We start from the raw sequence: 26,332 nt of genomic DNA, 5'->3' as shown, positions 1-26,332 counted from the left end.
ATTACTCTGCGGTATGAGCGTCAGTGGCGCAGGCAGGTTTGCCGGCAGCGTATTTAAGGCTTGGGTCGACCAGCGCGTCGAAGTGCTTGAGCGCCTCGGAGCCGATCAGTAGCGGGTACTGGAAGGCACTGCGGTCGGTCAGGTTCACTTCGATGCTGCGCAGGGCCGTACCCATGCAGATATTCAGCGCGATCACCGGGCGGGAGGTATAGGCCTTGCCTTCGTCCGGGTTGTAGTCACCGGCGCGTCGCTTGATCTTGCTGACACGAGCCAGTGGTCGTTCTATCGGATGCGAATGGGCTGCGTCAATTGCCAGATAGAAGCGCACCCACGATTCGCCGTTGCGCTTGAAGCGCTTGATATCGCGCGCGCTCAGCGAGGCGGTCTTGGCCCCGGTGTCGAGCTTGGCCGCAACCTCGAGGTCGATATCGACAAGGCGGGCATATTCATTGAGGCCATAGACAGTCTTGTCTGCCGCCTGGCTCAGGGCAGGCAGCCCACAGAGGCTGAGTAACAGTAGAAAGGGTGTGAGTCTCATAAATCCTGACGCGATGCTGTGGGGGTTTGCCCCCTCAGAGGCGGCGGCATTCTACCACGCTGGTGTGTCGATGCCAGCGGCTGGAGTCAGACAACACCGACAGACACGAAGTTCGTTCTTAGACGATTGTCGACAATATTGAATTTGTCTTTGACTGGGGTGGCTTAATTAGCTAGTTTTGGCCCTACAGATTTTCAAGGTGTCGACAATATGCTGGATGCAGCCCAAGCCTCCGCCCCCCTTCAGGAAGATTCGGAGACGCTTTCCGAAAACGTCTTCCGGCGCATCCAGGCCGCGATCGTCAAGGGCGAGATCGCCCCCGGCAGCAAGATCTCCGAGCCGGAGCTGGCGCGTACCTACGGCATCAGCCGCGGCCCGCTGCGCGAGGCCATCCATCGCCTGGAAGGCCAGCGCCTGCTGGTGCGGGTGCCGCACGTAGGGGCGCGGGTGGTGTCGCTGAGCCATGCCGAGCTGATCGAACTGTACGAGATTCGCGAGTCCCTCGAGGGCATGGCCTGCCGCCTGGCCGCCCAACGCATGAGCGTAGCCGAGATCGACGAGTTGCGCCGGGTGCTCGACACCCATGAGCGTGATGCCGCGTTCCAGGCCGGGGTGGGCTACTACCAACAGGAGGGCGACTTCGACTTCCACTACCGCATCATCCAGGGCAGCGGCAACCGCACCCTGGTGCAGATGCTGTGCGGCGAGCTGTACCAGCTGGTGCGCATGTACCGCATCCAGTTCTCCGCCACGCCCAACCGCCCGCACCAGGCGTTCGCCGAACACCACCGGATTCTCGATGCCATCGCCGACCGTGACGGCGAGCTGGCCGAATTACTGATGCGCCGCCACATCGGCGCATCCAAGCGCAATATCGAGCGTCATTACAAAGACGCCACCGCCCCTAGCCCACGAGGTGAGTCATGAGTCAGAAAAGCAGTCCCGGCCAGCGTTTTCGCGATGCAGTCGCCGCCGAGCACCCGCTGCAGGTCGTCGGCGCCATCAATGCCAACCATGCGCTGCTGGCCAAGCGCGCCGGGTTCAAGGCCATCTACCTCTCCGGTGGCGGTGTGGCGGCAGGCTCGCTGGGCCTGCCCGACCTGGGCATCACCGGTCTGGATGACGTGCTGACCGACGTGCGCCGCATCACCGACGTGTGCGACCTGCCGCTGCTGGTGGACGTGGACACCGGGTTCGGTTCGTCGGCGTTCAACGTGGCGCGCACGGTCCGCTCGATGATCAAGTTCGGCGCCGCCGCCATTCATATCGAGGACCAGGTGGGCGCCAAGCGCTGCGGCCATCGTCCGAACAAGGAAATCGTCTCGCAACAGGAGATGGTCGACCGCATCAAGGCGGCCGTGGATGCGCGTACCGACGACAGCTTCGTGATCATGGCGCGTACCGACGCCCTGGCGGTAGAAGGCCTGGAGGCCGCGCTGGATCGCGCTGCGGCGTGCATCGAGGCCGGTGCCGACATGATCTTCCCCGAGGCCATCACCGAGCTGTCGATGTACAAGACCTTCGCCAACCGCGTGAAGGCGCCGATCCTGGCCAACATCACCGAATTCGGCGCCACGCCGCTGTACACCACCGAAGAGCTGGCCTCGGCCGACGTGTCGCTGGCGCTGTATCCGCTGTCGGCGTTCCGCGCCATGAACAAGGCGGCCGAGAACGTCTACACCGCGCTGCGCCGCGACGGCACGCAGAAAAACGTCATCGACACCATGCAGACTCGCATGGAGCTTTACGATGCCATCGACTACCACGTGTTCGAGCAGAAGCTCGACGCACTGTTCGCTCAGAAGAAGAGCTGAACCGCAGCACACCGCAATTAGCCGATTCCCATAACAAATTCAAAAGTGGAGAAAACCAATGGCCGAAGCAAAAGTACTCAGTGGTGCCGGCCTGCGTGGTCAGGTGGCCGGGCAAACCGCACTGTCGACCGTGGGCCAGGCCGGCGCCGGCCTGACCTACCGTGGCTATGACGTTCGCGACCTGGCCGAGCACGCGCTGTTCGAAGAGGTCGCCTACCTGCTGCTGTACGGGGAGTTGCCGACCCAGGCCGAGCTGAGCGAGTACCAGCACCAGCTCAAGGCGCTGCGCGACCTGCCCCAGGCGCTCAAGGAAGTGCTTGAGCGCATTCCGGTCACCGCCCACCCGATGGACGTGATGCGTACCGCCTCCTCGGTGCTCGGCACCCTGGAGCCGGAGCTCAACTTCGGCCTGCAGCACGAGAAGACCGACCGCCTGCTGGCGCTGTTCCCGGCGGCCATGTGCTACTGGTACCGCTTCAGCCACCATGGCGTGCGCATCGACTGCACCAGCGACGAAGACACCCTGGGCGGGCACTTCCTGCACCTGTTGCACGGCAAGAAGCCGAGCGAGCTGCACGTCAAGGTGATGAACGTTTCGCTGATCCTGTACGCCGAGCACGAATTCAACGCCTCGACCTTCACTGCCCGGGTGTGTGCCTCGACCCTGTCGGACCTGTACTCGTGCGTGACGGCGGCCATCGGCTCGCTGCGCGGGCCGCTGCACGGTGGTGCCAACGAGGCCGCGATGGAAATGATAGAGCGCTTCAAGACCCCGCAGGAAGCCGTTGCCGGCACCCTCGGCATGCTCGAGCGCAAGGACAAGATCATGGGCTTCGGGCATGCCATCTACAAGGAGTCCGACCCGCGCAACGAAGTGATCAAGGGCTGGGCGAAGAAGCTCGCCGACGAGGTGGGCGACACCGTGCTGTACCCGGTGTCCGAAGCCATCGACAAGACCATGTGGGAACAGAAGAAACTGTTCCCCAATGCCGACTTCTACCATGCCTCGGCCTACCACTTCATGGGTATCCCGACCAAGCTGTTCACCCCGATCTTCGTCTGCTCGCGCCTGACCGGCTGGGCGGCGCATGTGTTCGAGCAGCGTGCCAACAACCGCATCATCCGCCCGAGCGCCGAATACACCGGCGTCGAACAGCGCAAGTTCGTGCCAATCGAACAACGCTGAGACTGGCGTGCAGTACCGATGAAGGCGCTGGCCTTGCCTTTGGAGAGGCCGGCGTTGCTGTTGTAGGAGCCGGCCTTGCCGGCGAAGGAAGCACTGCGGTGTCTCTTCTACCGTTTCGCCGGCAAGGCCGGCTCCTACAGGTTTCCCATCGTTGCTGCGCACCGCCGACTTATCCGTGATTGAGTCCCGCGTCCATGAATACTGAATTTCGCAAGCACCTGCCGGGCACCACGCTCGACTACTTCGACGCCCGCGCCGCCATCGACGCCATCAGCCCCGGCGCCTACGACAAGCTGCCCTATACCTCCCGCGTACTGGCCGAAAACCTGGTGCGCCGCTGCGACCCGGCAACCCTCGATGCCTCGCTCGGCCAACTGATCGAGCGCAAGCGCGACCTCGACTTCCCCTGGTACCCGGCCCGCGTGGTGTGCCATGACATCCTTGGCCAGACCGCACTGGTTGACCTTGCCGGCCTGCGTGACGCCATCGCCGACAAGGGCGGCGACCCGGCCCAGGTCAACCCGGTGGTGCCGGTGCAACTGATCGTCGACCACTCGCTGGCCGTGGAGTGCGGCGGCTTCGACCCGCAGGCGTTCGAGAAGAACCGCGCCATCGAAGACCGTCGCAACGAAGACCGCTTCCACTTCATCAACTGGACCAAGAAGGCGTTCAAGAACGTCGATGTGATCCAGCCCGGCAACGGCATCATGCACCAGATCAACCTGGAGAAGATGTCGCCGGTGATCCACGCCGAGCAGGGCGTGGCCTATCCCGATACCTGCGTCGGTACCGACAGCCACACCCCCCACGTGGATGCCCTGGGCGTGATCGCCATCGGCGTCGGCGGCCTGGAGGCCGAGAACGTGATGCTGGGTCGTGCGTCCTGGATGCGCCTGCCGGAAATCGTCGGCGTGCAGCTCACCGGCAAGCCGCAGCCAGGCATCACCGCCACCGACGTGGTGCTGGCGCTCACCGAGTTCCTGCGCAAGGCCAAGGTGGTCGGCGCCTACCTCGAGTTCTACGGCGAGGGCGCTCGTGCGTTGACCCTGGGCGATCGCGCGACCATCTCCAACATGGCCCCCGAATACGGCGCGACGGCGGCGATGTTCTCCATCGACCAGCAGACCATCGATTACCTCAAGCTCACCGGTCGTGAAGACGCCCAGGTCAAGCTGGTGGAAACCTACGCCAAGGTCGCCGGCTTGTGGTCCGACAGCCTGGTCAATGCCGAATACGAGCGTGGCCTGCAGTTCGACCTGTCGAGCGTGGTACGCAACATGGCCGGCCCGTCCAACCCGCATGCGCGGGTGGCCACCAGCGAGCTGGCTGCCAGGGGCATTGCCGGGCAATGGGAAGAGGTGCCGGGGCAGATGCCTGACGGCGCGGTGATCATCGCTGCCATCACCAGTTGCACCAACACCAGCAACCCGCGCAACGTGATCGCTGCCGGGCTGCTGGCGCGCAATGCCAACAGGCTGGGGCTGACGCGCAAGCCGTGGGTCAAGTCGTCGCTGGCGCCAGGCTCCAAGACCGTGGCCCTGTACCTCAAAGAAGCGGGCCTGGAGGATGAGCTGGAGCAGCTGGGCTTCGGCATCGTGGCGTTTGCCTGCACCACCTGCAACGGCATGTCCGGCGCTCTGGACCCGGTGATCCAGCAGGAAATCATCGACCGCGACCTGTACGCCACCGCCGTGCTGTCGGGCAACCGCAACTTCGACGGGCGTATCCATCCGTATGCCAAGCAGGCCTTCCTGGCCTCGCCGCCGCTGGTGGTGGCCTACGCCATTGCCGGCACCATCCGTTTCGATATCGAGAAGGACGTGCTGGCCGTGGTGGACGGCAAGGAAATCCGCCTCAAGGACATCTGGCCCAGCGACGAAGAGATCGATGCAGTGGTCAAGGCTGCGGTCAAGCCGGAGCAGTTCCGCCAGGTGTACATCCCGATGTTCGCCGTGCACGAAGACACCGGACCCAAGGTCGACCCGCTGTACGACTGGCGCGCCATGAGCACCTACATCCGTCGCCCGCCGTACTGGGAAGGCGCGCTGGCAGGCGAGCGCTCGCTCAAGGGCATGCGCCCGCTGGCGGTGCTGCCGGACAACATCACCACCGACCACCTGTCGCCGTCCAACGCGATCATGCTCGACAGCGCCGCAGGCGAGTACCTGGCGAAGATGGGCCTGCCCGAAGAGGACTTCAACTCCTACGCCACCCACCGTGGCGACCACCTGACCGCGCAGCGCGCGACCTTCGCCAACCCCAAGCTGTTCAACGAGATGGTGCAGGAGAACGGCAAGGTCAAGCAGGGTTCGCTGGCGCGTATCGAGCCGGAGGGCAAGGTGACGCGCATGTGGGAGGCCATCGAGACCTACATGCAGCGCAAGCAGCCGCTGATCATCGTGGCCGGTGCCGACTATGGCCAGGGCTCGTCACGCGACTGGGCGGCCAAGGGCGTGCGCCTGGCCGGTGTCGAGGCCATCGTGGCCGAGGGCTTCGAGCGTATCCACCGTACCAACCTGGTGGGCATGGGCGTGTTGCCGCTGGAGTTCAAGCCGGGCACCGACCGCAAGACCCTGGGTATCGATGGCAGCGAGACCTATGACGTGGTGGGGCAGCGGACACCGCGGGCCACCTTGACCCTGGTGATCACGCGGCGTGACGGCGAGCGCCTGGAGGTGCCGGTGACCTGCCGTCTGGACACGGCGGAAGAGGTGTCGATCTACGAGGCGGGCGGTGTACTGCAGCGCTTTGCCCAGGACTTCCTCGAGTCGTCGGTGGCTTGACGTACACCTGACCTGTAGGAGCCGGCTTTGCCGGCGAAGGGAGCGACGCAGGGTGCATTGATGTACCAGCCCCTTCGCCGGCAAGGCCGGCTCCTACACAGGATTGTGTTGTATTCCAGAGGACACATGTTTCCATGCCACACGTACCCCAGATCAGAATCCCCGCCACCTACATCCGTGGCGGCACCAGCAAAGGCGTGTTCTTCAACCTCGAAGACCTGCCCGAAGCCGCCCAGCTCCCCGGCGCCGCGCGCGATGCGCTGCTGCTGCGGGTTATCGGCAGCCCCGACCCCTACGGCAAGCAGATCGACGGCATGGGCGGGGCCACCTCCAGCACCAGCAAGACGGTCATCCTGTCGCGCAGCATCAAGCCCGGGCACGACGTCGACTACCTGTTCGGCCAGGTCGCCATCGACAAGGCCTTCGTCGACTGGAGCGGCAACTGCGGCAACCTCTCGGCGGCAGTCGGCTCGTTCGCCATCAGCGCCGGCCTGGTCGACGCCAGTCGCATCCCGCGCAATGGTGTGGCTGTGGTGCGCATCTGGCAGGCCAACATCGGCAAGACCATCATCGCCCACGTACCGATCACCGAAGGCGAAGTGCAGGAAACCGGCGACTTCGAACTCGACGGCGTGACCTTTCCGGCCGCCGAGGTGCAGCTCGAATTCCTCGACCCGGCCGCCGACGAAGACGGCGCGGGCGGCTCGATGTTCCCCACCGGCAACCTGGTCGACGACCTGGTGGTGCCCGGTGTCGGCACCTTCAAGGCAACCCTGATCAACGCCGGCATCCCGACCATCTTCATCGACGCCCAGGCCCTGGGCTACACCGGCACCGAGCTGCAGGACGCAATCAACGGCGACCCCGAGGCCCTGGCGCGTTTCGAAACCATCCGTGCCCACGGCGCCGTGCACATGGGCCTGATCGAGCACGTCGAGCAGGCCGCGCAGCGCCAGCACACGCCCAAGGTGGCGTTCGTGGCAGCGCCGGCCGACTACCAGTCGTCCAGCGGCAAGACCGTGGCAGCGAGCGATATCGACCTGCTGGTGCGTGCGTTGTCGATGGGCAAGCTGCACCACGCCATGATGGGTACGGCAGCGGTGGCCATCGGCACCGCGGCGGCCATCCCCGGCACCCTGGTCAACCTTGCTGCCGGTGGCGGCGAGCGCAGCGCCGTGCGCTTCGGTCACCCCTCGGGCACCTTGCGCGTGGGCGCCGAGGCGCGCCAGGTGAATGGCGACTGGACCGTTACCAAAGCAATCATGAGCCGCAGCGCTCGCGTGCTGATGGAGGGTTGGGTACGCGTACCTGGCGATACCTTCTAGAGGCAGCGGTGCTCGGCTCTCCTTTCACCCCATGTGAACAGAGAGACGACAATGAGTGCCAATGTTGACCTGAACGACCGCCCCGACTACGACCGGGTCCTGCAGGACATTGCCGACTATGTCCTGCACTTCAGGGCCGAGCCGGGGGAGGCGCTGGACACGGCGCGCAACTGCCTGATGGACACCCTGGGTTGCGGCCTGCTGGCGCTGCGCTTTCCCGAGTGCACCAAGCACCTGGGGCCGCTGGTGGAGGGTACCGTGGTGCCCCATGGCGCGCGGGTGCCCGGCACCGCGTACCGCCTCGACCCGGTCAAGGCGGCCTGGGACATCGGCTGCATCGTGCGCTGGCTGGACTACAACGATACCTGGCTGGCCGCAGAATGGGGTCACCCCTCCGACAACCTCGGCGGCATCCTCGCGGTGGCCGACCACCTCTCGCAAAAGCGCGTGGCCAACGTCGACGCGCCGCTGACCCTGCACACGGTGCTCGAGGCCATGATCATGGCTCACGAGATCCAGGGCGTGCTCGCGCTGGAAAACGCTTTCAACCGGGTGGGCCTGGACCACGTGCTGCTGGTCAAGGTCGCATCCACGGCGGTGTGCGCCCGGCTCATGGGCGCCAATCGCGAGCAGTTGCTGGCGGCCCTGTCCCAGGCCTTTGTCGATGGCCAGGCGCTGCGCACCTACCGCCATGCCCCCAATGCCGGCTCGCGCAAGTCGTGGGCGGCCGGTGATGCGTCGAGTCGCGGGGTGCGCCTGGCGGACATCGCCCTGCGCGGCGAGATGGGCATCCCCGGCGTGCTCACCGCGCCGCAGTGGGGCTTCTATGACGTGCTGTTCAGCCATACCAACAAGGACCTGGCGCTCAAGCCCGAGGGCAAGCGCGAGTTCAGCCTGTCGCAGCCGTTCGGCAGCTACGTGATGGAGAACATACTGTTCAAGATCAGCTTTCCGGCCGAGTTCCATGCGCAGACCGCCTGCGAGGCGGCGGTGACCCTGCATCCGCAGGTGCGCAATCGCCTGCATGAAATCGAGCGCATCGTGATCACCACCCATGAGTCGGCGATTCGCATCATTTCCAAGGTCGGCACGCTGGCCAACGCGGCGGACCGGGACCACTGCCTGCAGTACATGACGGCGGTGCCGCTGATCTTCGGCAACCTGGTGGCCGAGCATTACGAAGATGATTTCCATGCGGCGCACCCGACCATCGACCGCTTGCGCGAGAAGATGGTGATCGTCGAAGACCCGCGTTTCAGTCGCGAGTACCTGGAGGCCGACAAGCGCTCGATCGCCAACGCGGTGCAGGTGTTCTTCACCGACGGCTCGAGCACCGAACAGGTGGTGGTGGAGTACCCCATCGGGCACCGGCGCCGGCGCGCCCAGGGCATCCCGCTGCTGGAGGACAAGTTCAAGGCCAACCTGGCGACGCGGTTTACTGCGCAGCGTTCGGCCGAGATCCTTGCGCTGTGCAAGGATCAGGCGAGGCTTGAGGCGACGGCGGTGCATCGGTTCATGGATCTGTTCGTGATCTGAGGGGCGCTTCGCCGGCAAGGCCGGCTCCTACACGCGTCGCTAACCTGCAGGAGCCGGCCTTGCCGGCGAAGCTTTTCGGAAGACAACAAAAAGCCCCGCCAATTGGCGGGGCTTCTTTTCACGCTAAGTCAGCTTACGCTTGAACGACCGGGATATTGGCGTTCGCAGCGGCTTCACGGAACTCGGCGATCTGGTCGAAGCTCAGGTAGCGGTAGATGTCGGCAGCCATGCTGTCGATATTCGCCGCGTACTCCATGTACTCCTCGACGGTTGGCAGCTTGCCCAGGATCGAGGCAACGGCAGCCAGTTCGGCGGAGGCCAGGAACACGTTGGCACCATCGCCCAGACGGTTAGGGAAGTTACGGGTCGACGTCGACACAACGGTCGAGTTCGGCTCTACGCGTGCCTGGTTACCCATGCACAGCGAGCAGCCCGGCATTTCCATGCGCGCGCCAGCCTTGCCGTAGATGCCGTAGTAGCCTTCCTCGGTCAGCTGGTGAGCGTCCATCTTGGTCGGCGGCGACAGCCACAGACGGGTTGGCAGCTGACCCTTGACCTTGTCCAGCAGCTTGCCGGCAGCGCGGAAGTGACCGATGTTGGTCATGCACGAACCGATGAACACTTCGTCGATCTTCTGGCCCTGGACGCTGGACAGCAGGCGAGCGTCGTCCGGGTCGTTAGGAGCGCAGAGAACCGGCTCCTTGATATCGGCCAGGTCGATCTCGATGACTTCGGCGTACTCGGCATCGGCGTCGGCCGACAGCAGCTCGGGCTTGGCCAGCCAGGCTTCCATCGCCTGTGCACGGCGCTCCATGGTGCGCGCATCGCCGTAGCCTTCGCTGATCATCCAGCGCAGCAGGGTGATGTTCGACTTCAGGTACTCGGCAATGGCTTTTTCAGGCAGCTTGATGGTGCAACCGGCAGCCGAACGTTCGGCCGAGGCGTCGGACAGTTCGAATGCCTGTTCCACGGTCAGGTCGTCCAGGCCTTCGATTTCCAGGATGCGGCCGGAGAAGGCGTTGATCTTGCCTTTCTTCTCGACGGTCAGCAGGCCTTTCTGGATGCCGTAGTAAGGGATGGCGTGAACCAGGTCACGCAGGGTGATGCCTGGGTTCAGCTTGCCCTTGAAGCGCACCAGTACCGACTCCGGCATGTCCAGTGGCATCACGCCAGTGGCAGCGGCGAAGGCGACCAGGCCGGAACCGGCCGGGAACGAGATGCCGATCGGGAAGCGGGTGTGCGAGTCACCACCGGTACCGACGGTGTCCGGCAGCAGCATGCGGTTCAGCCAGCTGTGGATGATGCCGTCGCCTGGACGCAGGGACACGCCGCCACGGGTGCGGATGAAATCCGGCAGGGTGTGGTGGGTGGTCACGTCGATCGGCTTCGGATAGGCCGCGGTGTGGCAGAACGACTGCATGACCAGGTCGGCCGAGAAGCCCAGGCACGCCAGGTCTTTCAGTTCGTCACGGGTCATCGGACCGGTGGTGTCCTGGGAGCCGACGGTGGTCATCTTCGGTTCGCAGTAGGTGCCAGGACGAACGCCCTTGCCCACTGGCAGGCCGCAGGCCTTGCCGACCATCTTCTGGGCCAGGGTGTAGCCCTTGCCGGTGTCGACAGGTGCTTCAGGCAGCTTGAACAGGTCGGTCGGGCCCAGGCCCAGCTCGGCGCGCGCCTTCTCGGTCAGGCCACGGCCGACGATCAGCGGGATACGACCACCGGCGCGGACTTCGTCCAGCAGCACGGGGGTTTTCATCTCGAAGGTGGTGATGACTTCGTCGGTACCGTGCTTGCACACCTTGCCGGCGTGCGGGTACAGGTCGATCACGTCGCCCATGTGGATGTTCGACACGTCGAATTCGATCGGCAGGGCGCCGGCGTCTTCCATGGTGTTGTAGAAGATCGGGGCGATCTTGGAGCCGAAGCAGAAACCGCCAGCGCGCTTGTTCGGCACGTAAGGGATGTCGTCGCCGAAGAACCACAGCACCGAGTTGGTCGCCGATTTACGCGAGGAACCGGTACCGACCACGTCACCGACGTAGGCGATCGGGAAGCCTTCGTTGCGCATCTGCTCGATCTGCTTCATCGGGCCGATGGCGCCTTGCACGTCCGGCACGATGCCGTCGCGGGCCATTTTCAGCATGGCCAGGGCGTGCAGCGGGATATCAGGGCGCGACCAGGCGTCCGGGGCAGGGGACAGGTCGTCGGTGTTGGTTTCGCCGGTGACCTTGAAGACGCGCAGGCTGATCTTGTCGGCCAGGGTCGGACGCTTCTTGAACCACTCGCCGTCAGCCCAGGACTGCAGTACCGCCTTGGCGTGAACGTTGCCGTTCTTGGCTTTTTCGGCCACGTCGTGGAAGGCGTCGAACATCAGCAGGGTGTGCTTGAGCTGTTCGGCGGCAACGGCGGCCAGTTCGGCGTCGTCCAGCAGCTCGACCAGGGTGGCGATGTTGTAGCCGCCCTGCATGGTGCCCAGCAGTTCAACGGCGCGCTGCTTGCTGATCAGCGGGGAGGTGGCTTCGCCCTTGGCGACCGCCGACAGGAAACCGGCCTTGACGTAGGCGGCTTCGTCCACTCCTGGTGGTACGCGGTTGGTGATCAGGTCGACGAGGACGGCTTCTTCGCCAGCGGGGGGATTCTTCAGCAGCTCGACCAGGCCTGCGGTTTGTTCGGCGTTAAGCGGCTGGGGCACGATACCCTGGGCGGCACGCTCTTCGATGTGTTTGCGGTAGGCTTCAAGCACAGTTATTACCCTCATCAGTGGTCCCAAATGGGTGTCCGGGACGCTCATCCAGAATGGCCGGCACCCATGCGCAATACGGCTTTTTGAGCCGCGTAGCCAGGGTTGCAGGACATCCTTACAGAAGCTGCTTTCAAAGTTTTACGCCTGTAGAACGGAGGCTGATGAGGGCTGGCGCGGTGCATTCGATGTTCGAATACCCCGAGCCAACGCCGTTCTACCGGATCAACTGTGCTCGTGACGCTTTGAAAACAGCTTCTAACGGACATTGCTGCCTTAAAAAGGCCGGATGATTCTACGGTAAAAACGCGCCAAAGGTAAGGCGATTGCAACGACTTTACGGCGTGACCCCCGTTAGACAAAGGGCTAACATGGCCGTCTGTTCCATCGCCATGCCGTTGAATCTTTCATGTCCAATCAGTCAATAAAAACGCCTTGTGTCGGCCTGTGTTCCACGGTTTACGGGGACCTGGTGTGTCGCGGGTGCAAGCGTTTTCACCATGAGGTGATCCACTGGAACGGCTACAACGACGATGAAAAGCGTGCGGTGTGGCTGCGCCTGGAACACCTGCTGGTGCAGGTGATGGCGGCCAAGCTGGAGGTGTTCGACGCCGACAAGCTGCGCGGCCAGCTGGAGCTGCGCAAGATTCGATTCGTGCCGCATCAGTCCGAGTATTGCTGGGCTTATCAGCTGATTGCGCGGGGCGCGCGGGTGATTCGCGAGCTGGAAGCGTACGGGATGGTGCTGCTGCCGGAGTTTCGCGACTGGGAGCTGCCCGAGCTGCGCGATGCCATCGATCGGGAATTCTTTCTGTTGTCCGAGGCGCATTATCAGCGCTACATCGCGCCGGGCTTTCTCAAGGATGCGCTGGGTTAAGCGGTGTTCCCATCGCGGGTCACGCCCGCGCCCACTGGATCACCGCTTACCCTGTGGGCGCGGGCTTGACCCGCGATGGGGTCTTCAGCCTCTGGCCAGCTCGTCCAGGTGCTTCACCTGGTCCTCGGTCTTGAGCACCAGCACATCGCATTCCAGCGAATCGAGCACCACCTCGGCGGTGTTGCCGATCAGCGCACCGGTAATCCCGCTACGCCCCACCGTACCCATCACCGTCACCACGGCTTCGTACTTTTTAGCCGTGTGCGGAATCAGCACGTCCGCCGGGCCTTCGGCCACATGCAGGCGATCGTCGGCGATATCGAATTCGGCCTGGAACGCAGCGCATTCGTCGCGGTACTTCTTCTCGATGGTGTCCTTGAGCTGGTACACCGGGTCCGCCGCCGAGAGCATGGGCGAGGGGTGGGCGCTGATCACGTGCAGGTTGCCCTTGGCCACGCTGGCAATGGCATAGCCGTGGTCGATGATGCTGGCGTGCAGCTTGCGATGCTCCTGATCGTCGTTGCCCACGTCCACCGCCGCCAGAATCACGCCACCGGTCCAGGGGCGCTCGGTCTTGACCATCAGCACCGCGCACGGGCACTGGCGCAGCAGTTTCCAGTCCGAAGGCGTCAGCAGGAACTTCTTCAGCGCGTTTTCCGGCCGGTGTTCCTTGATCACCAGCTCACAGCCTTCGGCTTTCTGCACGTCGATGATCGACTCGTGCAGGGTGTCGTGCCAGGCCTGCTCATAGGTGACATTGTCGTAGCCATCGTCGTGCAACTGGCTGGCGAGCAGGCTGAGCAGGGCACTGTGGTCCTGCTTCTTGTCGCACATCAGCAGGTGCAGGCGTGCCTTGGTGACGCCGGCGATCAGCTTGGCGCGGGTCAGGGCCTTGCTGTGGGCGTGGTCGGGGTCGAGCACCACCAGAATGCTGCGAACTTCTAAAAGCATGAGGGAGAACTCCTTCGACAATGGCATGCGATGCCTGACTATAGTCGGCGCCCCGGATGCGGTGGATGTTGATATGCATCAAGCATAGTCACTGGTGATCGCCACTGCCGCCGGTATAATCGCCGGTCTTGTCGACACCCCATGCCCGTTTGTGAGCCTATGTCCCTTATTCCCGAAATCGAAGCCTTCCTCGCCTGCCGCACCCCGGATGCCTGGGTCGATGCCGCCCTGGCCGACCAGGAGACGATGCTGATCGACCACAAGAACTGCGAGTTCAAGGCCGCCAGCACGGCGCTGAGCCTGATTGCCAAGTACAACACGCATGTCGACCTGATCAACATGATGTCGCGCCTGGCCCGCGAGGAGCTGGTGCATCACGAGCAGGTGCTGCGCCTGATGAAGAAGCGCAAGGTGGCCTTGCGCCCATTGTCGGCAGGGCGCTATGCCTCGGGGCTGCGAAAGGTGGTGCGCGCGCACGAGCCGGTGAAGCTGGTGGACACGCTGGTGGTCGGCGCGTTCATCGAGGCGCGCAGCTGCGAGCGCTTTGCTGCGGTGGTGCCGCACCTGGACGAGGAACTGGGCAAGTTCTACCACGGGCTGCTCAAGAGCGAGGCGCGCCATTACCAGGGGTACCTGAAGCTGGCGTATCAGTATGGCGAGGCGGCGGATGTGGAGCGCACCGTGGAGCGGGTGCGCGAGGTGGAAGCCGAACTGATCACCACGCCGGACGTGGAGTTTCGCTTCCATAGCGGCGTGCCGGCCTGAAGCATCGCGGGCCAAGCCCGCTCCCACGGCTAATGGACCCATCCTGTGGGAGCGGGCTCGACCCGCGATACGGGCGCCGCAATACCTCCTTTTGTCGACCAAATAGAAAGCAAGCTAATTAATGCTTGGCCATTCGCTGCCTGAGCAGTAATATCTGCGGCATCCACTGCCTAAGCAGGTATCTCCCTTCATGCAGCACTTCACCCCCGAAAACTTCCAGTCCTGCACCATCGGCATGCTCCTGGGGCGCGCCGCACTGGTGAAGGACCGCATTCTGGACAGCCACCTGCAGGACTTCGGCGTCACCGCCGCGCAGTTCAAGGTGCTGATCATCGTGTCCCAGTACGGGGTCGATACCCCCGCCGAACTGTGCCGTTTCCTCAGCCTGGACAGCGGGTCGATGACGCGCATGCTCGATCGCCTGGAGCAGAAGGGCCTGATCGCCCGCAGCCGCTGCCCGCAGGACCGCCGCCAGGTACGCCTGGAGCTCACCGCCGATGGCGATGTGCTGGCCGGCCAGTTGCCCCAGATCGGTGCCTCGGCGATGAACGAGCTGGTTGGCGTGCTGGCCCCGGACGAGCTCAAGACCCTGGAAAAGATCCTGACCAAGGTGCTGCTGGCGGCCGGCGATGCCGTCACCGCTCTGCGCGTGGAGGCCCAATGAAACCACGAGCCCTGCGTGCCGGTGCAAGCCTGCTGGTGCTTGCCCTGAGCCTGGCCGGTTGCGCCAACTACAGTGGCCTCGATACCCAGGGCCGGCGCCTCGGCGCCGCCGACCTGCAGGCTGGCAAGACCCTCGGCGGCGTTGCCCTGTCGCCTGCGGCCTGGCCCAAGGGCGACTGGTGGACCCGCCTTGGCGACCCGCAACTGGACAGCCTGATCGGCGAGGCCTTGCGCGACAGCCCCGACATGCAGGTTGCCAGCGCCCGTGCCCATCAGGCCAGCGCCGCAGCCTACGCTGCCGACGCCGAGCGCATGCCCACGCTGGATGCCAGCGCCGGGGTCAGCCGCTCGCGCCTGGCCCGTGACCAGGACCCGACGGGGCAGGGCGGCAGCTACTCCACCCTGCGCAGCCTGAGCGCGACCTTCAACTACACCTTCGATCTCTGGGGTGGGCAACGCGATGCCTGGGAAGCCGCCCTGGGCCAGGCCCGTGCCGCCGAGGTGGACCGCCAGGCTGCACAACTGACCCTGGCCGCCGACGTTGCCCGTGCCTACAGCCAGCTGGGCCAGGCGCACATCGTCAACGACCTGACCCAGGAAGACCTCAAGCGTACCCGCCAGATGCTCGAACTCAGCCAGCGCCGGCTGGCCTCGGGTATCGACAGCCAGTACCAGCTGCAGCAGACCGAAAGCCTGGAGGCCAGCTCCCAGGAGCAGGCCATCAATGCCCAGAAGCAGCTACGCAGCGCGCAGATCGCGCTGGCGGTGCTGCTGGGCAAGGGCCCCGACCGTGGCCAGCAGATCGCCCGCCCCAATGTGCTCAAGCCTGCTGCGGTGGCGCTGCCCTCGGTGCTGCCGGCCGAGTTGCTGGGCCGGCGTCCGGACCTGGTGGCCGCGCGCTGGCGGGTCGAGGCGGCGAGCAAGTCGATCGATGCGAGCAAGACACGCTTCTACCCCAACCTCAACCTGAGCGCCGCCGCCGGCACCCAGGCACTGCTGGGTGATGCGATTTTCGGCGCGCCGAGCCGCTTCTTCAACATCGCCCCGACCGTGTCGCTGCCGATTTTCGACGGCGGGCGCCTGCGCGCTGACCTCGATGCCCGTGATGCCGACTACGACCTGGCCGTGGCGCAATACAACAAGAGCCTGGTGCGTGCACTGGGCGAGGTCAGCGACAGCATCGACCAGCTGCATGCACTGGGCCAGCAGATTGCAGCCAAGCAACGTGCCACCGACATCGCCCAGCAGTCCTACGACACCGTGATGCAGCGCTATGGCTCCGGCATCGGCAACTACCTGGATGTGCTGAGCATCGAACAGCAGCTGCTGCAGTCGCAGCGTCAGCTGGCCGAACTGAACGCCGAACAGATCGACCTGTCGATCCAGTTGATGCAGGCGCTGGGGGGCGGCTACCAGGCCGACACCCAGGCCGCCGCATTGCCCTCGACTTCCCGCAATCAATAAAACGCCAAGGTATTTCTCATGGCCACTGCATCCTCCCCGGACACTGCCCCTACCGAGCAGGACCTCAACAATCAGCGCAAGCGCAAGACGCTGCTGCTCGGGCTGCTGGTGCTCGTACTCGTGCTTGGCGCCGGTGTGTGGGCCTGGCACGAGCTCTACGGGCGCTGGAGCGAAAACACCGACGACGCCTATGTGAACGGCAACGTGGTGGAAATCACCCCGCTGGTCACCGGCACCGTCACCAGCATCGGCGCCGACGATGGCGACCTGGTGCACGCCGGCCAGGTGCTGATCCAGTTCGACCCGAGCGACACCGAGGTCGGCCTGCAGAGCGCCGAGGCCAAGCTGGCCCGCGCCGTGCGCCAGGTGCGTGGGCTTTACAGCAACGTCGATGGGCAGAAGGCCCAGGTGGCGGCGCGCAAGGCCGAACTGCAGAAGGCCCAGGAAAACTACAACCGACGCAAGACCCTGGCCGCCGGCGGGGCGATCTCGCAGGAGGAGTTGTCCCACGCCCGTGACGACCTGGCATCGGCACAAAGCGCGCTGAGCAATGCCCAGCAGCAGCTCAACACCACCACCGCGCTGGTCGACGACACCGTGGTCTCCTCGCACCCCGAAGTGCAGGCTGCCGCCGCCGACCTGCGCCAGGCCTACCTGGACAATGCCCGCACCACCCTGGTGGCGCCGGTCACCGGCTATGTGGCCAAGCGTACGGTGCAACTGGGCCAGCGCCTGCAGCCGGGCACCGCGACCATGGCGGTGATTCCGCTGGACCAGCTGTGGATCGACGCCAACTTCAAGGAAACCCAGCTGCGCAACATGCGTATCGGTCAGCCGGTGGACATCGTTGCCGACCTGTACGGCAGCGACGTGAAGTACAGCGGCACCATCGACAGCCTGGGCGCCGGTACCGGCAGCGCCTTCGCCCTGCTGCCGGCGCAGAACGCCACCGGCAACTGGATCAAGATCGTCCAGCGCGTGCCGGTGCGGATCCACATCAACCCCGAGCAACTGGCCGAACACCCGCTGCGGATCGGCCTGTCGACCCAGGTCGACGTCGACCTGCACGACCAGAGCGGCCCGGTGCTGGCGCAACAGCCGCCGCAGAAAGCCTCGTTCGCCACCCAGGTGTACGACCGCCAGCTGGTGGAGGCCGATACCCTGATCGCGCGCCTGATCCATGACAACAGCGCCGCCAGCGGCAAGACTGCGCAGCGATGAGCGGGCAGGCTTCGTTCACCCCGCCAAGCCTGCTGCTGACCACCATCGGCCTGTCGCTGGCGACGTTCATGCAGGTGCTCGACACCACCATCGCCAACGTCGCCCTGCCTACCATCTCCGGCAACCTGGGGGTGAGTTCGGAGCAGGGCACCTGGGTCATCACCTCGTTCGCGGTGAGCAACGCGATAGCCTTGCCGCTGACCGGCTGGCTGAGCCGGCGCTTCGGCGAGGTGAAGCTGTTCATCTGGGCCACGCTGCTGTTCGTGCTGGCGTCGTTTCTGTGCGGTATCTCGCAATCGATGCCCGAGCTGGTCGGCTTTCGCGTGTTGCAGGGCGTGGTGGCCGGGCCGTTGTACCCCATGACCCAGACCCTGCTGATTGCGGTGTACCCCCCGGCCAAGCGGGGTATGGCCCTGGCGCTGCTGGCGATGGTCACGGTGGTGGCGCCGATTGCCGGGCCGATACTCGGTGGCTGGATCACCGACAGCTACAGCTGGCCGTGGATCTTCTTCATCAACGTGCCGATCGGCCTGTTCGCTGCCGCCGTGGTGCGTCAGCAGATGCGTACCCGGCCGGTGAGCACCAGCCGCCAGCCGATGGACTACATCGGGCTGTTGAGCCTGATCGTCGGGGTGGGGGCATTGCAGATCGTGCTCGACAAGGGCAATGACCTGGACTGGTTCGAGTCCAGTTTCATCGTCATCGGCAGCCTGATTTCGGTGGTGTTCCTGGCGGTGTTCATCATCTGGGAACTGACCGACAAGCACCCGGTGGTGAACCTGCGCCTGTTCGCCCACCGCAACTTTCGCATCGGCACCATCGTGCTGGTGGGCGGGTATGCGGGGTTCTTCGGCATCAACCTGATCCTGCCGCAATGGCTGCAGACCCAGATGGGCTACACCGCCACCTGGGCGGGGCTGGCGGTGGCGCCGATCGGCCTGCTGCCGGTGCTGATGTCGCCGTTCGTGGGCAAGTACGCGCACAAGTTCGACCTGCGTGTGCTGGCGGGGCTGGCGTTCGTGGCAATCGGTGCCAGCTGCTTCATGCGGGCAGGGTTCACCAACGAGGTGGACTTCCAGCACATCGCCCTGGTGCAGCTGTTCATGGGTATCGGCGTGGCGCTGTTCTTCATGCCCACCTTGAGCATCCTGCTTTCGGACCTGCCGCCGCAGCAGATCGCCGACGGCTCGGGGCTGGCGACCTTCCTGCGGACCCTGGGCGGCAGCTTTGCCGCGTCGCTGACCACCTGGATCTGGATTCGCCGGGCCGACCAGCACCATGCGTACCTGAGCGAAAGCATCAGTACCTATGAGCCGGCCACCCGTGACATGCTCGGCCACCTGGGCGGGGCGAACGGGCAGTCGTATGCGCAGCTGGAGCAGATGCTCAACAGCCAGGCGTACATGATGTCGACGGTGGATTACTTCACGTTGATGGGCTGGGTGTTCGTCGGGCTGGTGCTGCTGGTGTGGCTGGCCAAGCCGCCGTTCGCGGCCAAGGCCGGGCCGGCATCGGCGGGGCACTGAAAAAGGCTTCGCCGGCAAGGCCGGCTCCTACAGGGTTACGCAAAACCTGTAGGAGCCGGCCTTGCCGGCGAAGGGGTCAGGCAAAGTCGAAGGGGGCCAGCTGGAACCCTTGTTCATCCACCTGCAGCGCCCACCCCTGGCGATCCCAGTCGCCCAGCACGATACGCCGCGCCGGCGCATCGCCCACCATCAGCTTGTGGATCGCCGGGCGATGGGTGTGCCCATGCACCAGGGTGCGCACGCCATGCTGCCGCATCACCCGCGGTACTTCCTCGGGCGTCACATCGACAATGTCATTGGCCTTCATGCGCGTCTGCGCGCGGCTTTCGCTGCGCAGCTTGCGCGCAAGCTTGTGCCGCGTGCGCAACGGCAGGTGGCGCAGCGCCCACAGGCTCACGGGGTTGCGCAGGTAACGGCGCAGCTTCATGTAGCCTTCGTCACGGGTGCACAGGCTGTCGCCATGCATCAGCAGCACCGGCTCGCCGCCCAGCTCGACCACGCTGGGGTCGGGTAGCAGGGTGGCGCCTGCGGCCTTGCAGAACGCCTGGCCGATGAGGAAGTCGCGGTTGCCGTGCATCAGGAACACCTGGGTGCCCGTGTCGCTCAGCGCACGCAGGGCCTGGCAGATCGACGCCTGGTAGGGCGTCATGGCATCGTCGCCGATCCAGGCCTCGAAAAAGTCCCCGAGAATGTACAGCGCTTGCGCGCTGCGGGCACGGGTGGCCAGCAGATCAAGAAACGCCCGGGTAATGTCCGGGCGTTCTTCTTGCAGGTGCAGATCGGAGATCAGCAGTATCACCCAATGATCTCGGCTTTCTCGATGATCACGTCTTCGGCTGGCACGTCCTGGTGGCCGGCTTTGGAACCGGTGGCAACGGCCTTGATCTTGTCGACCACGTCGGTGCCTTCGGTGACTTTGCCGAACACTGCGTAACCCCAGCCCTGCACGTTCTTGCCGCTGTGGTTGAGGAAGCTGTTGTCGGCGACGTTGATGAAGAACTGCGCCGAGGCCGAATGCGGCTCCATGGTACGGGCCATGGCGATGGTGTACTTGTCGTTGCTCAGGCCGTTGTCGGCTTCGTTCTGGATGCTCGGGCGCTTGTCTTTCTTCTCTTTCATGCCCGGCTCGAAACCGCCGCCCTGGATCATGAAGTTGCCGATGACGCGGTGGAACACGGTGTTCTCGTAGTGACCGGCTTTGACGTACTCGATGAAGTTGGCCACGGTGATCGGGGCTTTCTCGGCGTTCAGCTCGATGACGATGTCACCGTGATTGGTGGTCAGTTTGACTTGGGTCATGCTCAAATTCTCGCTTTTCAGGCATTCAAGAAATGGGTGCGCAGGATCGCGTAGTAACCCTGACGCACAGTTTACAGGCCACGATACGCACGTCACGGCAGTTTTTTTGCCCGGCCAGCCGAATATAGCGCCAGTTTGTCGGCGCTGCCCTGTCGGCAGCTCGGGCGCTTGGGCTATGATAAGCGCTTTGATTCAGTCGGCCTACCCGGGCCGTGTACCGGTATTTCAAGGATCCTATGAGCAAGCCCACCGCTGACAACGCTCCCAACGCCGCTGCCAAAGGCGCGCCCGCCGTCCCTGTGAACTTCCTGCGTCCGATCGTGCAGGCCGACCTGGATTCGGGCAAGCACACCAGCATCGTCACCCGTTTCCCGCCGGAGCCCAACGGCTACCTGCACATTGGTCACGCCAAGTCGATCTGCGTGAACTTCGGCCTGGCCCAGGAATTCGGCGGTGCCTGTCACCTGCGCTTCGATGACACCAACCCGGCCAAAGAGGACCAGGAGTACATCGACGCCATCCAGCGTGACGTCAAGTGGCTGGGCTTCGAGTGGACCGGCCCGGTGCGCTATGCCTCCCAGTACTTCGAGCAGTTGCACGCGTGGGCGGTCGACCTGATCAAGTCGGGCAATGCCTATGTGTGCGACCTGACCCCGGAGCAGGCCCGCGAGTACCGCGGCAACCTGACCGAGCCGGGCAAGAACAGCCCGTTCCGCGAGCGCAGCGTCGAGGAAAACCTCGACCTGTTCGCGCGCATGAAGGCCGGCGAGTTCCAGGATGGCGAGCGCGTGCTGCGCGCCAAGATCGACATGGCCTCGCCGAACATGAACCTGCGCGACCCGATCCTGTACCGCATCCGCCATGCCCATCATCACCAGACCGGCGACACCTGGTGCATCTACCCGATCTACGACTTCACCCATGGCCAGTCGGACGCCATCGAGGGCATCACCCACTCGATCTGCACCCTGGAGTTCGAAAGCCATCGTCCGTTGTACGAGTGGTTCCTCGACCACCTGCCGGTGCCGTGCAAGCCGCGCCAGTACGAGTTCAGCCGCCTGAACCTGAACTACACCATCACCAGCAAGCGCAAGCTCAAGCAACTGGTGGACGAGCAGCACGTACAGGGCTGGGACGACCCGCGCATGTCCACGCTGTCGGGCTTCCGCCGTCGTGGCTACACCCCGGCGTCTATCCGCAATTTCTGCGAGATGGTCGGCACCAACCGTTCCGACGGCGTGGTCGACATGTCGATGCTCGAATTCAGCATCCGTGACGACCTGGACCGCACCGCGCCACGGGCCATGTGCGTACTGCGCCCGCTGAAGGTAGTCATCACCAACTACCCCGAAGGCCAGGTCGAGCAGCTCGAACTGCCGCGTCACCCCAAGGAAGACATGGGCGTGCGTGCACTGCCGTTCGCCCGCGAGATCTACATCGACCGCGACGACTTCATGGAAGAGCCGCCCAAGGGCTACAAGCGCCTGGAGCCGGCCGGTGAAGTGCGCCTGCGTGGCAGCTACGTGATCCGCGCCGACGAGGCGATCAAGGATGCCGAGGGCAACATCGTCGAGCTGCGCTGCTCGTACGACCCCGACACCCTGGGCAAGAACCCCGAGGGCCGCAAGGTCAAGGGTGTGATCCACTGGGTGCCGGCCGCGGCCAGCGTCGAGTGCGAAGTACGTCTGTATGACCGCCTGTTCCGTTCGGCCAACCCCGAGAAGACCGACGACGGCGGCAGCTTCCTTGACAACATCAATCCCGATTCGCTGCAGGTGCTGAGCGGTTGTCGTGCGGAACCTTCGCTGGGCCAGGCCCAGCCCGAAGACCGCTTCCAGTTCGAGCGCGAAGGCTACTTCTGCGTCGACCTGAAAGACTCCACGCCGGGTAAGCCGGTGTTCAACCGCACCGTGACCCTGCGCGATTCGTGGGGCAGCTAAGGAACTCTACGTGCTAAGCATCTACAACACCCTGAGCAAGACCAAGGAAGTTTTCGTTCCGCTCGATGGCAACAAGGTTCGCATGTACGTGTGCGGCATGACCGTGTACGACTTCTGCCACCTGGGCCATGGGCGCAGCATGGTCGCGTTCGACCTGGTCACGCGCTGGCTGCGCTACAGCGGCTACGACCTGACCTATGTGCGCAACATCACCGACATCGACGACAAGATCATCAACCGCGCCAACCAGAACGGCGAATCGTTCGAAGCGCTGACCGCGCGCATGATCGACGCGATGCACGAGGACGAGCGCCGTCTGAACATCCTGCCGCCGGACCAGGAGCCGCGTGCCACCGACCACATCGCCGGCATGCACGCGATGATCCAGACCCTGATCGACAAGGGTTACGCCTACGCGCCGGGCAATGGCGACGTGTACTACCGCGTCGGCAAGTTCGTCGGCTACGGCAAGCTGTCGCGCAAGAAGATCGAAGACCTGCGCATCGGTGCCCGCATCGAGGTCGACGAGGCCAAGCAGGACCCGCTCGACTTCGTGCTGTGGAAGGGCGTCAAGCCCGGCGAGCCGAGCTGGGAATCGCCATGGGGCCCGGGCCGTCCGGGCTGGCACATCGAGTGCTCGGTGATGTCGACCTGCTGCCTGGGCGAGAGCTTCGACATTCATGGTGGCGGCAACGACCTGGAGTTCCCGCACCACGAGAACGAGATTGCCCAGAGCGAGGCGGCCACCGGCAAGCAGTACGCCAAGGCGTGGATGCATTGCGGCATGATCCGTATCAATGGCGAGAAGATGTCCAAGTCGTTGAACAACTTCTTCACCATTCGCGACGTGCTCGACAAGTATCACCCGGAGGTGGTGCGCTACCTGCTGGTGTCGAGCCACTACCGCAGCTCGATCAACTACTCCGAGGACAGCCTGCGCGAAGCCAAGGGCGCGCTGGAGCGCTTCTACCATGCGCTGCGCGGCTTGCCGCGCGTGGCCGCGCAAGGTGGCGAGGCGTATGTCGAGCGTTTTGCCGCGGCCATGAACGACGACTTCGGCACGCCTGAAGCCTGTGCGGTGCTGTTCGACCTGGTGCGCGAGATCAACCGCGTGCGCGAGGCCGAGCCTGAGGTGGCCGCTGGCCTGGCGGGCCGCTTGCGCGAGCTGGCCGAACTGCTGGGCGTGTTGCAGCTGGAGGCCGACGACTTCCTGCAGGCGGGCGCCGAAGGCAAGGTCGATGCGGCTGAAGTGGAGGCGTTGATCCAGGCGCGTCTGCAGGCACGTACCGACAAGAACTGGGCCGAATCGGACCGCATCCGCGACCAGCTGACCGCCATGGGCGTGGTGCTGGAAGACGGCAAGGGCACGACGACCTGGCGCCTGGCTGACTGATCGCGCTGCCCTCATCGCGGGTCGAGCCCGCTCCCACAGGTTGATCACTGTGCTCTAGATCAGTGATCAACCTGTGGGAGCGGGCTCGACCCGCGATGAGGCCCTAACTGGCCACCTTCGGCCGACACTGCAACACCAGCCGCGCCCCGCCCAATTCGCTGTCTCCTACCTCCAGCTCAAACCCATGCAGGTCGACGATCGCTGCAACGATCGAAAGCCCCAGCCCGAACCCGTTGTGCCGATGACCTTCCTCGCTGCGGTAGAACCGCTTGAGCACGGCCTCGCGCTCGTCCGCCGGAATCCCCGGCCCGCTGTCCTCCACCTCGATCAGCACGCCCTGGGCGTCTTCACGGGCTCGCATCCGCACCTGACCACCGGCCGGGGTGAACTTGATGGCATTGCCCAGCAGGTTGGCCAGGGCCTCGAACAGCAGCTCGCGGTCGCCCTTGAGCGCCGGCAACTGGTCGGGCAGCACCAGGGTCAGGCGAATTTCGCCGTCCTCGGCCAGCGGCAGGTAGAAGTCATGCAGCTCTACCAGCAGGGCACGCGGGTCCAGCTCGACGAAGCCGGCACGGCGCTGGCGGTCTTCCAGTTCGCTGATGCGCAGCAACCCGCGAAAACGCGCCATCAGGGTGTCGGTTTCGCTGATGGCCTGGTCCATCTGGTCGGCCTGGATCGAGTCGTCGCCGACCTGCTGGCGGATCCGGTACAGCTGGGCCCGCAGGCGCGTCAGCGGGGTGCGCAGGTCGTGGGCAATGTTGTCGCACACGCCTTTGACCTCATGCATCAGCCGCTCGATGCGGTCGAGCATGGCGTTGACGATGGCTGCCAGCATGTCCAGTTCGTCACGGCGCGACGACAGCGGCAGACGGTGGGTGAGGTCGCCGGCCACGATCAGCTCGGCACTGGCCTGGATCGCCCTTATGCGCTTGAGCGGGCGGCGACGCAGCAGGTACCAGCCGGCGATGCCGGGAATGATGGTCAGCGACAGCCCCCACAGCAACGCATGCAGAATGATCCGCGTGACCACGAACAGCGAACCGTTGTCGCGTACCAGCACCAGCCAGCGGCCATCGCGCACCTTGAGCGCCACGGCATCACAGCTGTCTTTTGGCATGCGCGGGTCGTCGGCGTCCAGGCAGCGGCTGAGCTCGTGGATCCTTCCATCCAGGCCCAGCTCGGGCGGGATCTGGCGGATCTGCCCGCCCAGTGGGTTGAACTGCGCGTCGAACAGCCCGTAGGCATCGAAGCTGCGTTCGTCGAAGGCCTGGCTGGCGATCAGGGCGTCGTCGAGCTGCTTGCCGCTCATGTGTGCGAACAGATGCTGGCGCTGCAACAGGGAATGGCGGGTGAGCTTGTTCAGGTAGCCGGACACCTCGAAGTACAGCACCCCCATGAGGATGCTGCTCCAGGCCACGAACAGAAAGCTGTACAGCGCCAGCAGGCGGCTGGTGGACGAACTCCAGCCCTTAGACGGGTTCGGCAATGGCATAGCCGGAGCCCCGCACGGTGCGAATCAGCGGGGTTTGCCCGGCGGCGTCGATCTTCTTGCGCAGACGCCCGATGTGCACGTCGATCAGGTTGGTGCCGGGGTCGAAGTGGTACCCCCAGACTTCCTCGAAGATCATCATGCGGGTGATGACCTGGCCGGCGTGGCGCATCAGGAATTCCAGCAGCTTGTACTCGGTGGGCAGCAGGTTGAGGGTCTGCTCGCCGCGCCGGGCCTCGTGGCTTATCAGGTCCAGCTCCAGGTCGGCGACCTGCAGGCGGGTCTGGGCCATCGGCACGCTGTTGCGGCGCAGCAGCACTTCCACGCGCGCCGCCATCTCGTCGGAGGCAAACGGCTTGGTCAGGTAGTCGTCACCACCGGCGCGCAGGCCGCGCACGCGTTCGTCGACATCGGAGAGGGCGCTGATCATCAGGATCGGCGTGGCGATCTTGAGGTTGCGCAGGGTGGTGACGATGGTCAGGCCGTCGACTTCGGGCAGCATGCGGTCGAGGGTGATCAGGTCGTAGCCGCCGGCGATTGCCTTGGCCAGGCCTTCACGACCGTTGTCGGCCCAGTCGACCTCAAGGCCGTGGCTGGAGAGTTCGGCGACGATTTCCTGGCCGGTGACGGCATCGTCTTCGATAGTCAGTACGCGGGGCATGCTCTTACCTGGGCGGCGTGTGGAGACTCGATTGTGCCAAAGAATAGGCGGTGCCCGGGTTAAAGAAAAATTCATCTTGAAAAAGGGCTGCTGCGCAGCCAGTCACGGGTCGAGCCCGCTCCCACAAGGTTGCGATGAACCTGTGGGAGCGGGCTTGACCC

At 64.5% G+C, this 26,332-nt stretch carries 21 protein-coding genes; 14 read left to right on the top strand and 7 right to left on the bottom strand.

All coding sequences use genetic code 11. The annotated features are described in order from the left end of the window. Position 1: 1 nt before the first annotated feature. Positions 2-538, bottom strand: a complete 537-nt coding sequence (gene rloA, locus JZZ72_RS12460) for a retropepsin-like aspartic peptidase RloA (protein ID WP_043863077.1) — start codon at positions 536-538, stop codon at positions 2-4. A 210-nt stretch (positions 539-748) separates the two neighbouring features. Between rloA and JZZ72_RS12455 the strand changes: the two genes are divergently transcribed. The 6 genes from JZZ72_RS12455 to prpD all read left to right on the top strand — a co-directional run bounded on the left by JZZ72_RS12455 (position 749) and on the right by prpD (position 9,182). Further along, positions 749-1,465: a GntR family transcriptional regulator gene (locus JZZ72_RS12455; RefSeq protein ID WP_043863076.1), complete on the top strand. Its 717-nt coding sequence runs from the start codon at positions 749-751 to the stop codon at positions 1,463-1,465. Continuing rightward, positions 1,462-2,352: a methylisocitrate lyase gene (prpB, locus tag JZZ72_RS12450; RefSeq protein ID WP_043863075.1), complete on the top strand. Its 891-nt coding sequence runs from the start codon at positions 1,462-1,464 to the stop codon at positions 2,350-2,352. The genes JZZ72_RS12455 and prpB overlap by 4 nt, the downstream gene beginning before the upstream one ends. A gap of 58 nt (positions 2,353-2,410) precedes the next feature. Then, a complete protein-coding gene (gene prpC, locus JZZ72_RS12445) occupies positions 2,411-3,538 on the top strand; it encodes a bifunctional 2-methylcitrate synthase/citrate synthase (RefSeq protein WP_043863074.1) in 1,128 nt (375 codons plus the stop codon). A 194-nt stretch (positions 3,539-3,732) separates the two neighbouring features. Then, the gene (acnD, locus tag JZZ72_RS12440) at positions 3,733-6,321 is read left to right on the top strand and encodes a Fe/S-dependent 2-methylisocitrate dehydratase AcnD (protein WP_100634720.1); all 2,589 of its coding nucleotides are present in this window, start codon (positions 3,733-3,735) and stop codon (positions 6,319-6,321) included. Positions 6,322-6,455: 134 nt separating this feature from the next. Next, entirely contained in the window at positions 6,456-7,646 is a 1,191-nt protein-coding gene (gene prpF / locus JZZ72_RS12435; protein ID WP_054915693.1) for a 2-methylaconitate cis-trans isomerase PrpF, read from the top strand. Positions 7,647-7,697: 51 nt separating this feature from the next. Then, a complete protein-coding gene (prpD, locus tag JZZ72_RS12430; RefSeq protein ID WP_210014518.1) occupies positions 7,698-9,182 on the top strand; it encodes a 2-methylcitrate dehydratase in 1,485 nt (494 codons plus the stop codon). 133 nt (positions 9,183-9,315) lie between these two features. Here the strand turns inward: prpD and acnB are convergent, their stop codons facing one another. Beyond that, entirely contained in the window at positions 9,316-11,925 is a 2,610-nt protein-coding gene (gene acnB / locus JZZ72_RS12425; RefSeq protein WP_054915695.1) for a bifunctional aconitate hydratase 2/2-methylisocitrate dehydratase, read from the bottom strand. Between the two features lie 406 nt (positions 11,926-12,331). Here acnB and JZZ72_RS12420 point away from each other — a divergent pair, with 406 nt between their 5' ends. Then, complete coding sequence (locus JZZ72_RS12420; RefSeq protein WP_043863069.1) at positions 12,332-12,799, top strand: DUF1289 domain-containing protein; 468 nt, start codon at positions 12,332-12,334, stop codon at positions 12,797-12,799. Between the two features lie 84 nt (positions 12,800-12,883). Here the strand turns inward: JZZ72_RS12420 and JZZ72_RS12415 are convergent, their stop codons facing one another. Next, positions 12,884-13,750: a universal stress protein gene (locus tag JZZ72_RS12415; protein ID WP_043863068.1), complete on the bottom strand. Its 867-nt coding sequence runs from the start codon at positions 13,748-13,750 to the stop codon at positions 12,884-12,886. A 159-nt stretch (positions 13,751-13,909) separates the two neighbouring features. On the opposite strand from JZZ72_RS12415, the gene miaE reads away from it, so the two are divergent. The 5 genes from miaE (at position 13,910) to JZZ72_RS12390 (ending at position 19,389) form a co-directional block, all read left to right on the top strand. Continuing rightward, positions 13,910-14,515 carry a tRNA-(ms[2]io[6]A)-hydroxylase gene (gene miaE, locus JZZ72_RS12410; protein WP_043863067.1) on the top strand — a complete coding sequence of 202 codons (606 nt, stop codon included), beginning with the start codon at positions 13,910-13,912 and terminating at the stop codon, positions 14,513-14,515. A 190-nt stretch (positions 14,516-14,705) separates the two neighbouring features. Then, positions 14,706-15,179 carry a MarR family winged helix-turn-helix transcriptional regulator gene (locus JZZ72_RS12405; RefSeq protein ID WP_043863066.1) on the top strand — a complete coding sequence of 158 codons (474 nt, stop codon included), beginning with the start codon at positions 14,706-14,708 and terminating at the stop codon, positions 15,177-15,179. Continuing rightward, positions 15,176-16,642, top strand: coding sequence for an efflux transporter outer membrane subunit (locus JZZ72_RS12400; RefSeq protein ID WP_088515681.1), 1,467 nt, complete (start codon positions 15,176-15,178; stop codon positions 16,640-16,642). The genes JZZ72_RS12405 and JZZ72_RS12400 overlap by 4 nt, the downstream gene beginning before the upstream one ends. Positions 16,643-16,660: 18 nt before the next feature. Then, on the top strand, positions 16,661-17,863 hold the full coding sequence (locus JZZ72_RS12395) for an HlyD family secretion protein (RefSeq protein WP_043863064.1): 1,203 nt from the start codon (positions 16,661-16,663) through the stop codon (positions 17,861-17,863). Further along, entirely contained in the window at positions 17,860-19,389 is a 1,530-nt protein-coding gene (locus JZZ72_RS12390; protein ID WP_043863063.1) for a DHA2 family efflux MFS transporter permease subunit, read from the top strand. The genes JZZ72_RS12395 and JZZ72_RS12390 overlap by 4 nt, the downstream gene beginning before the upstream one ends. A 76-nt stretch (positions 19,390-19,465) precedes the next feature. Here the strand turns inward: JZZ72_RS12390 and lpxH are convergent, their stop codons facing one another. Continuing rightward, complete coding sequence (lpxH, locus tag JZZ72_RS12385) at positions 19,466-20,188, bottom strand: UDP-2,3-diacylglucosamine diphosphatase (protein WP_210014517.1); 723 nt, start codon at positions 20,186-20,188, stop codon at positions 19,466-19,468. Beyond that, positions 20,185-20,688, bottom strand: coding sequence for a peptidylprolyl isomerase (locus JZZ72_RS12380; protein WP_043863061.1), 504 nt, complete (start codon positions 20,686-20,688; stop codon positions 20,185-20,187). The genes lpxH and JZZ72_RS12380 overlap by 4 nt, the downstream gene beginning before the upstream one ends. 236 nt (positions 20,689-20,924) lie before the next feature. Between JZZ72_RS12380 and JZZ72_RS12375 the strand changes: the two genes are divergently transcribed. Both JZZ72_RS12375 and cysS read left to right on the top strand, forming a co-directional pair. Beyond that, positions 20,925-22,628, top strand: coding sequence for a glutamine--tRNA ligase/YqeY domain fusion protein (locus tag JZZ72_RS12375; protein WP_043863060.1), 1,704 nt, complete (start codon positions 20,925-20,927; stop codon positions 22,626-22,628). Positions 22,629-22,638: 10 nt separating this feature from the next. Next, positions 22,639-24,021, top strand: a complete 1,383-nt coding sequence (gene cysS, locus JZZ72_RS12370; protein WP_043863059.1) for a cysteine--tRNA ligase — start codon at positions 22,639-22,641, stop codon at positions 24,019-24,021. A 103-nt stretch (positions 24,022-24,124) separates the two neighbouring features. Here the strand turns inward: cysS and JZZ72_RS12365 are convergent, their stop codons facing one another. Beyond that, the gene (locus tag JZZ72_RS12365; protein WP_054915700.1) at positions 24,125-25,513 is read right to left on the bottom strand and encodes a sensor histidine kinase; all 1,389 of its coding nucleotides are present in this window, start codon (positions 25,511-25,513) and stop codon (positions 24,125-24,127) included. Beyond that, positions 25,491-26,171, bottom strand: coding sequence for a response regulator transcription factor (locus JZZ72_RS12360; RefSeq protein WP_043863057.1), 681 nt, complete (start codon positions 26,169-26,171; stop codon positions 25,491-25,493). The genes JZZ72_RS12365 and JZZ72_RS12360 overlap by 23 nt, the downstream gene beginning before the upstream one ends. Positions 26,172-26,332 lie beyond the last annotated feature (161 nt).

It is taken from the genome of Pseudomonas palmensis, from assembly GCF_017848315.1.
In the GTDB taxonomy this organism is placed as follows: Bacteria; Pseudomonadota; Gammaproteobacteria; order Pseudomonadales; family Pseudomonadaceae; genus Aquipseudomonas; species Aquipseudomonas palmensis.
Note: the sequence above shows the minus strand (reverse complement) of the source record. Positions and strands in the feature narration are given on the sequence as shown.

What these genes read in the sequence shown, in the direction of transcription:
- JZZ72_RS12455 (WP_043863076.1), top strand. Translation starts at nt 749, where the DNA reads ATGCTGGATGCAGCCCAAGCCTCCGCCCCCCTTCAGGAAGATTCGGAG.
- prpD (WP_210014518.1), top strand. Translation starts at nt 7,698, where the DNA reads ATGAGTGCCAATGTTGACCTGAACGACCGCCCCGACTACGACCGGGTC.
- JZZ72_RS12420 (WP_043863069.1), top strand. Translation starts at nt 12,332, where the DNA reads ATGTCCAATCAGTCAATAAAAACGCCTTGTGTCGGCCTGTGTTCCACG.
- JZZ72_RS12415 (WP_043863068.1), bottom strand. Translation starts at nt 13,750, where the DNA reads ATGCTTTTAGAAGTTCGCAGCATTCTGGTGGTGCTCGACCCCGACCAC.
- prpC (WP_043863074.1), top strand. Translation starts at nt 2,411, where the DNA reads ATGGCCGAAGCAAAAGTACTCAGTGGTGCCGGCCTGCGTGGTCAGGTG.
- JZZ72_RS12380 (WP_043863061.1), bottom strand. Translation starts at nt 20,688, where the DNA reads ATGACCCAAGTCAAACTGACCACCAATCACGGTGACATCGTCATCGAG.
- miaE (WP_043863067.1), top strand. Translation starts at nt 13,910, where the DNA reads ATGTCCCTTATTCCCGAAATCGAAGCCTTCCTCGCCTGCCGCACCCCG.
- JZZ72_RS12375 (WP_043863060.1), top strand. Translation starts at nt 20,925, where the DNA reads ATGAGCAAGCCCACCGCTGACAACGCTCCCAACGCCGCTGCCAAAGGC.
- JZZ72_RS12390 (WP_043863063.1), top strand. Translation starts at nt 17,860, where the DNA reads ATGAGCGGGCAGGCTTCGTTCACCCCGCCAAGCCTGCTGCTGACCACC.
- JZZ72_RS12400 (WP_088515681.1), top strand. Translation starts at nt 15,176, where the DNA reads ATGAAACCACGAGCCCTGCGTGCCGGTGCAAGCCTGCTGGTGCTTGCC.
- rloA (WP_043863077.1), bottom strand. Translation starts at nt 538, where the DNA reads ATGAGACTCACACCCTTTCTACTGTTACTCAGCCTCTGTGGGCTGCCT.
- JZZ72_RS12395 (WP_043863064.1), top strand. Translation starts at nt 16,661, where the DNA reads ATGGCCACTGCATCCTCCCCGGACACTGCCCCTACCGAGCAGGACCTC.
- JZZ72_RS12360 (WP_043863057.1), bottom strand. Translation starts at nt 26,171, where the DNA reads ATGCCCCGCGTACTGACTATCGAAGACGATGCCGTCACCGGCCAGGAA.
- prpF (WP_054915693.1), top strand. Translation starts at nt 6,456, where the DNA reads ATGCCACACGTACCCCAGATCAGAATCCCCGCCACCTACATCCGTGGC.
- prpB (WP_043863075.1), top strand. Translation starts at nt 1,462, where the DNA reads ATGAGTCAGAAAAGCAGTCCCGGCCAGCGTTTTCGCGATGCAGTCGCC.
- JZZ72_RS12365 (WP_054915700.1), bottom strand. Translation starts at nt 25,513, where the DNA reads ATGCCATTGCCGAACCCGTCTAAGGGCTGGAGTTCGTCCACCAGCCGC.
- acnD (WP_100634720.1), top strand. Translation starts at nt 3,733, where the DNA reads ATGAATACTGAATTTCGCAAGCACCTGCCGGGCACCACGCTCGACTAC.
- JZZ72_RS12405 (WP_043863066.1), top strand. Translation starts at nt 14,706, where the DNA reads ATGCAGCACTTCACCCCCGAAAACTTCCAGTCCTGCACCATCGGCATG.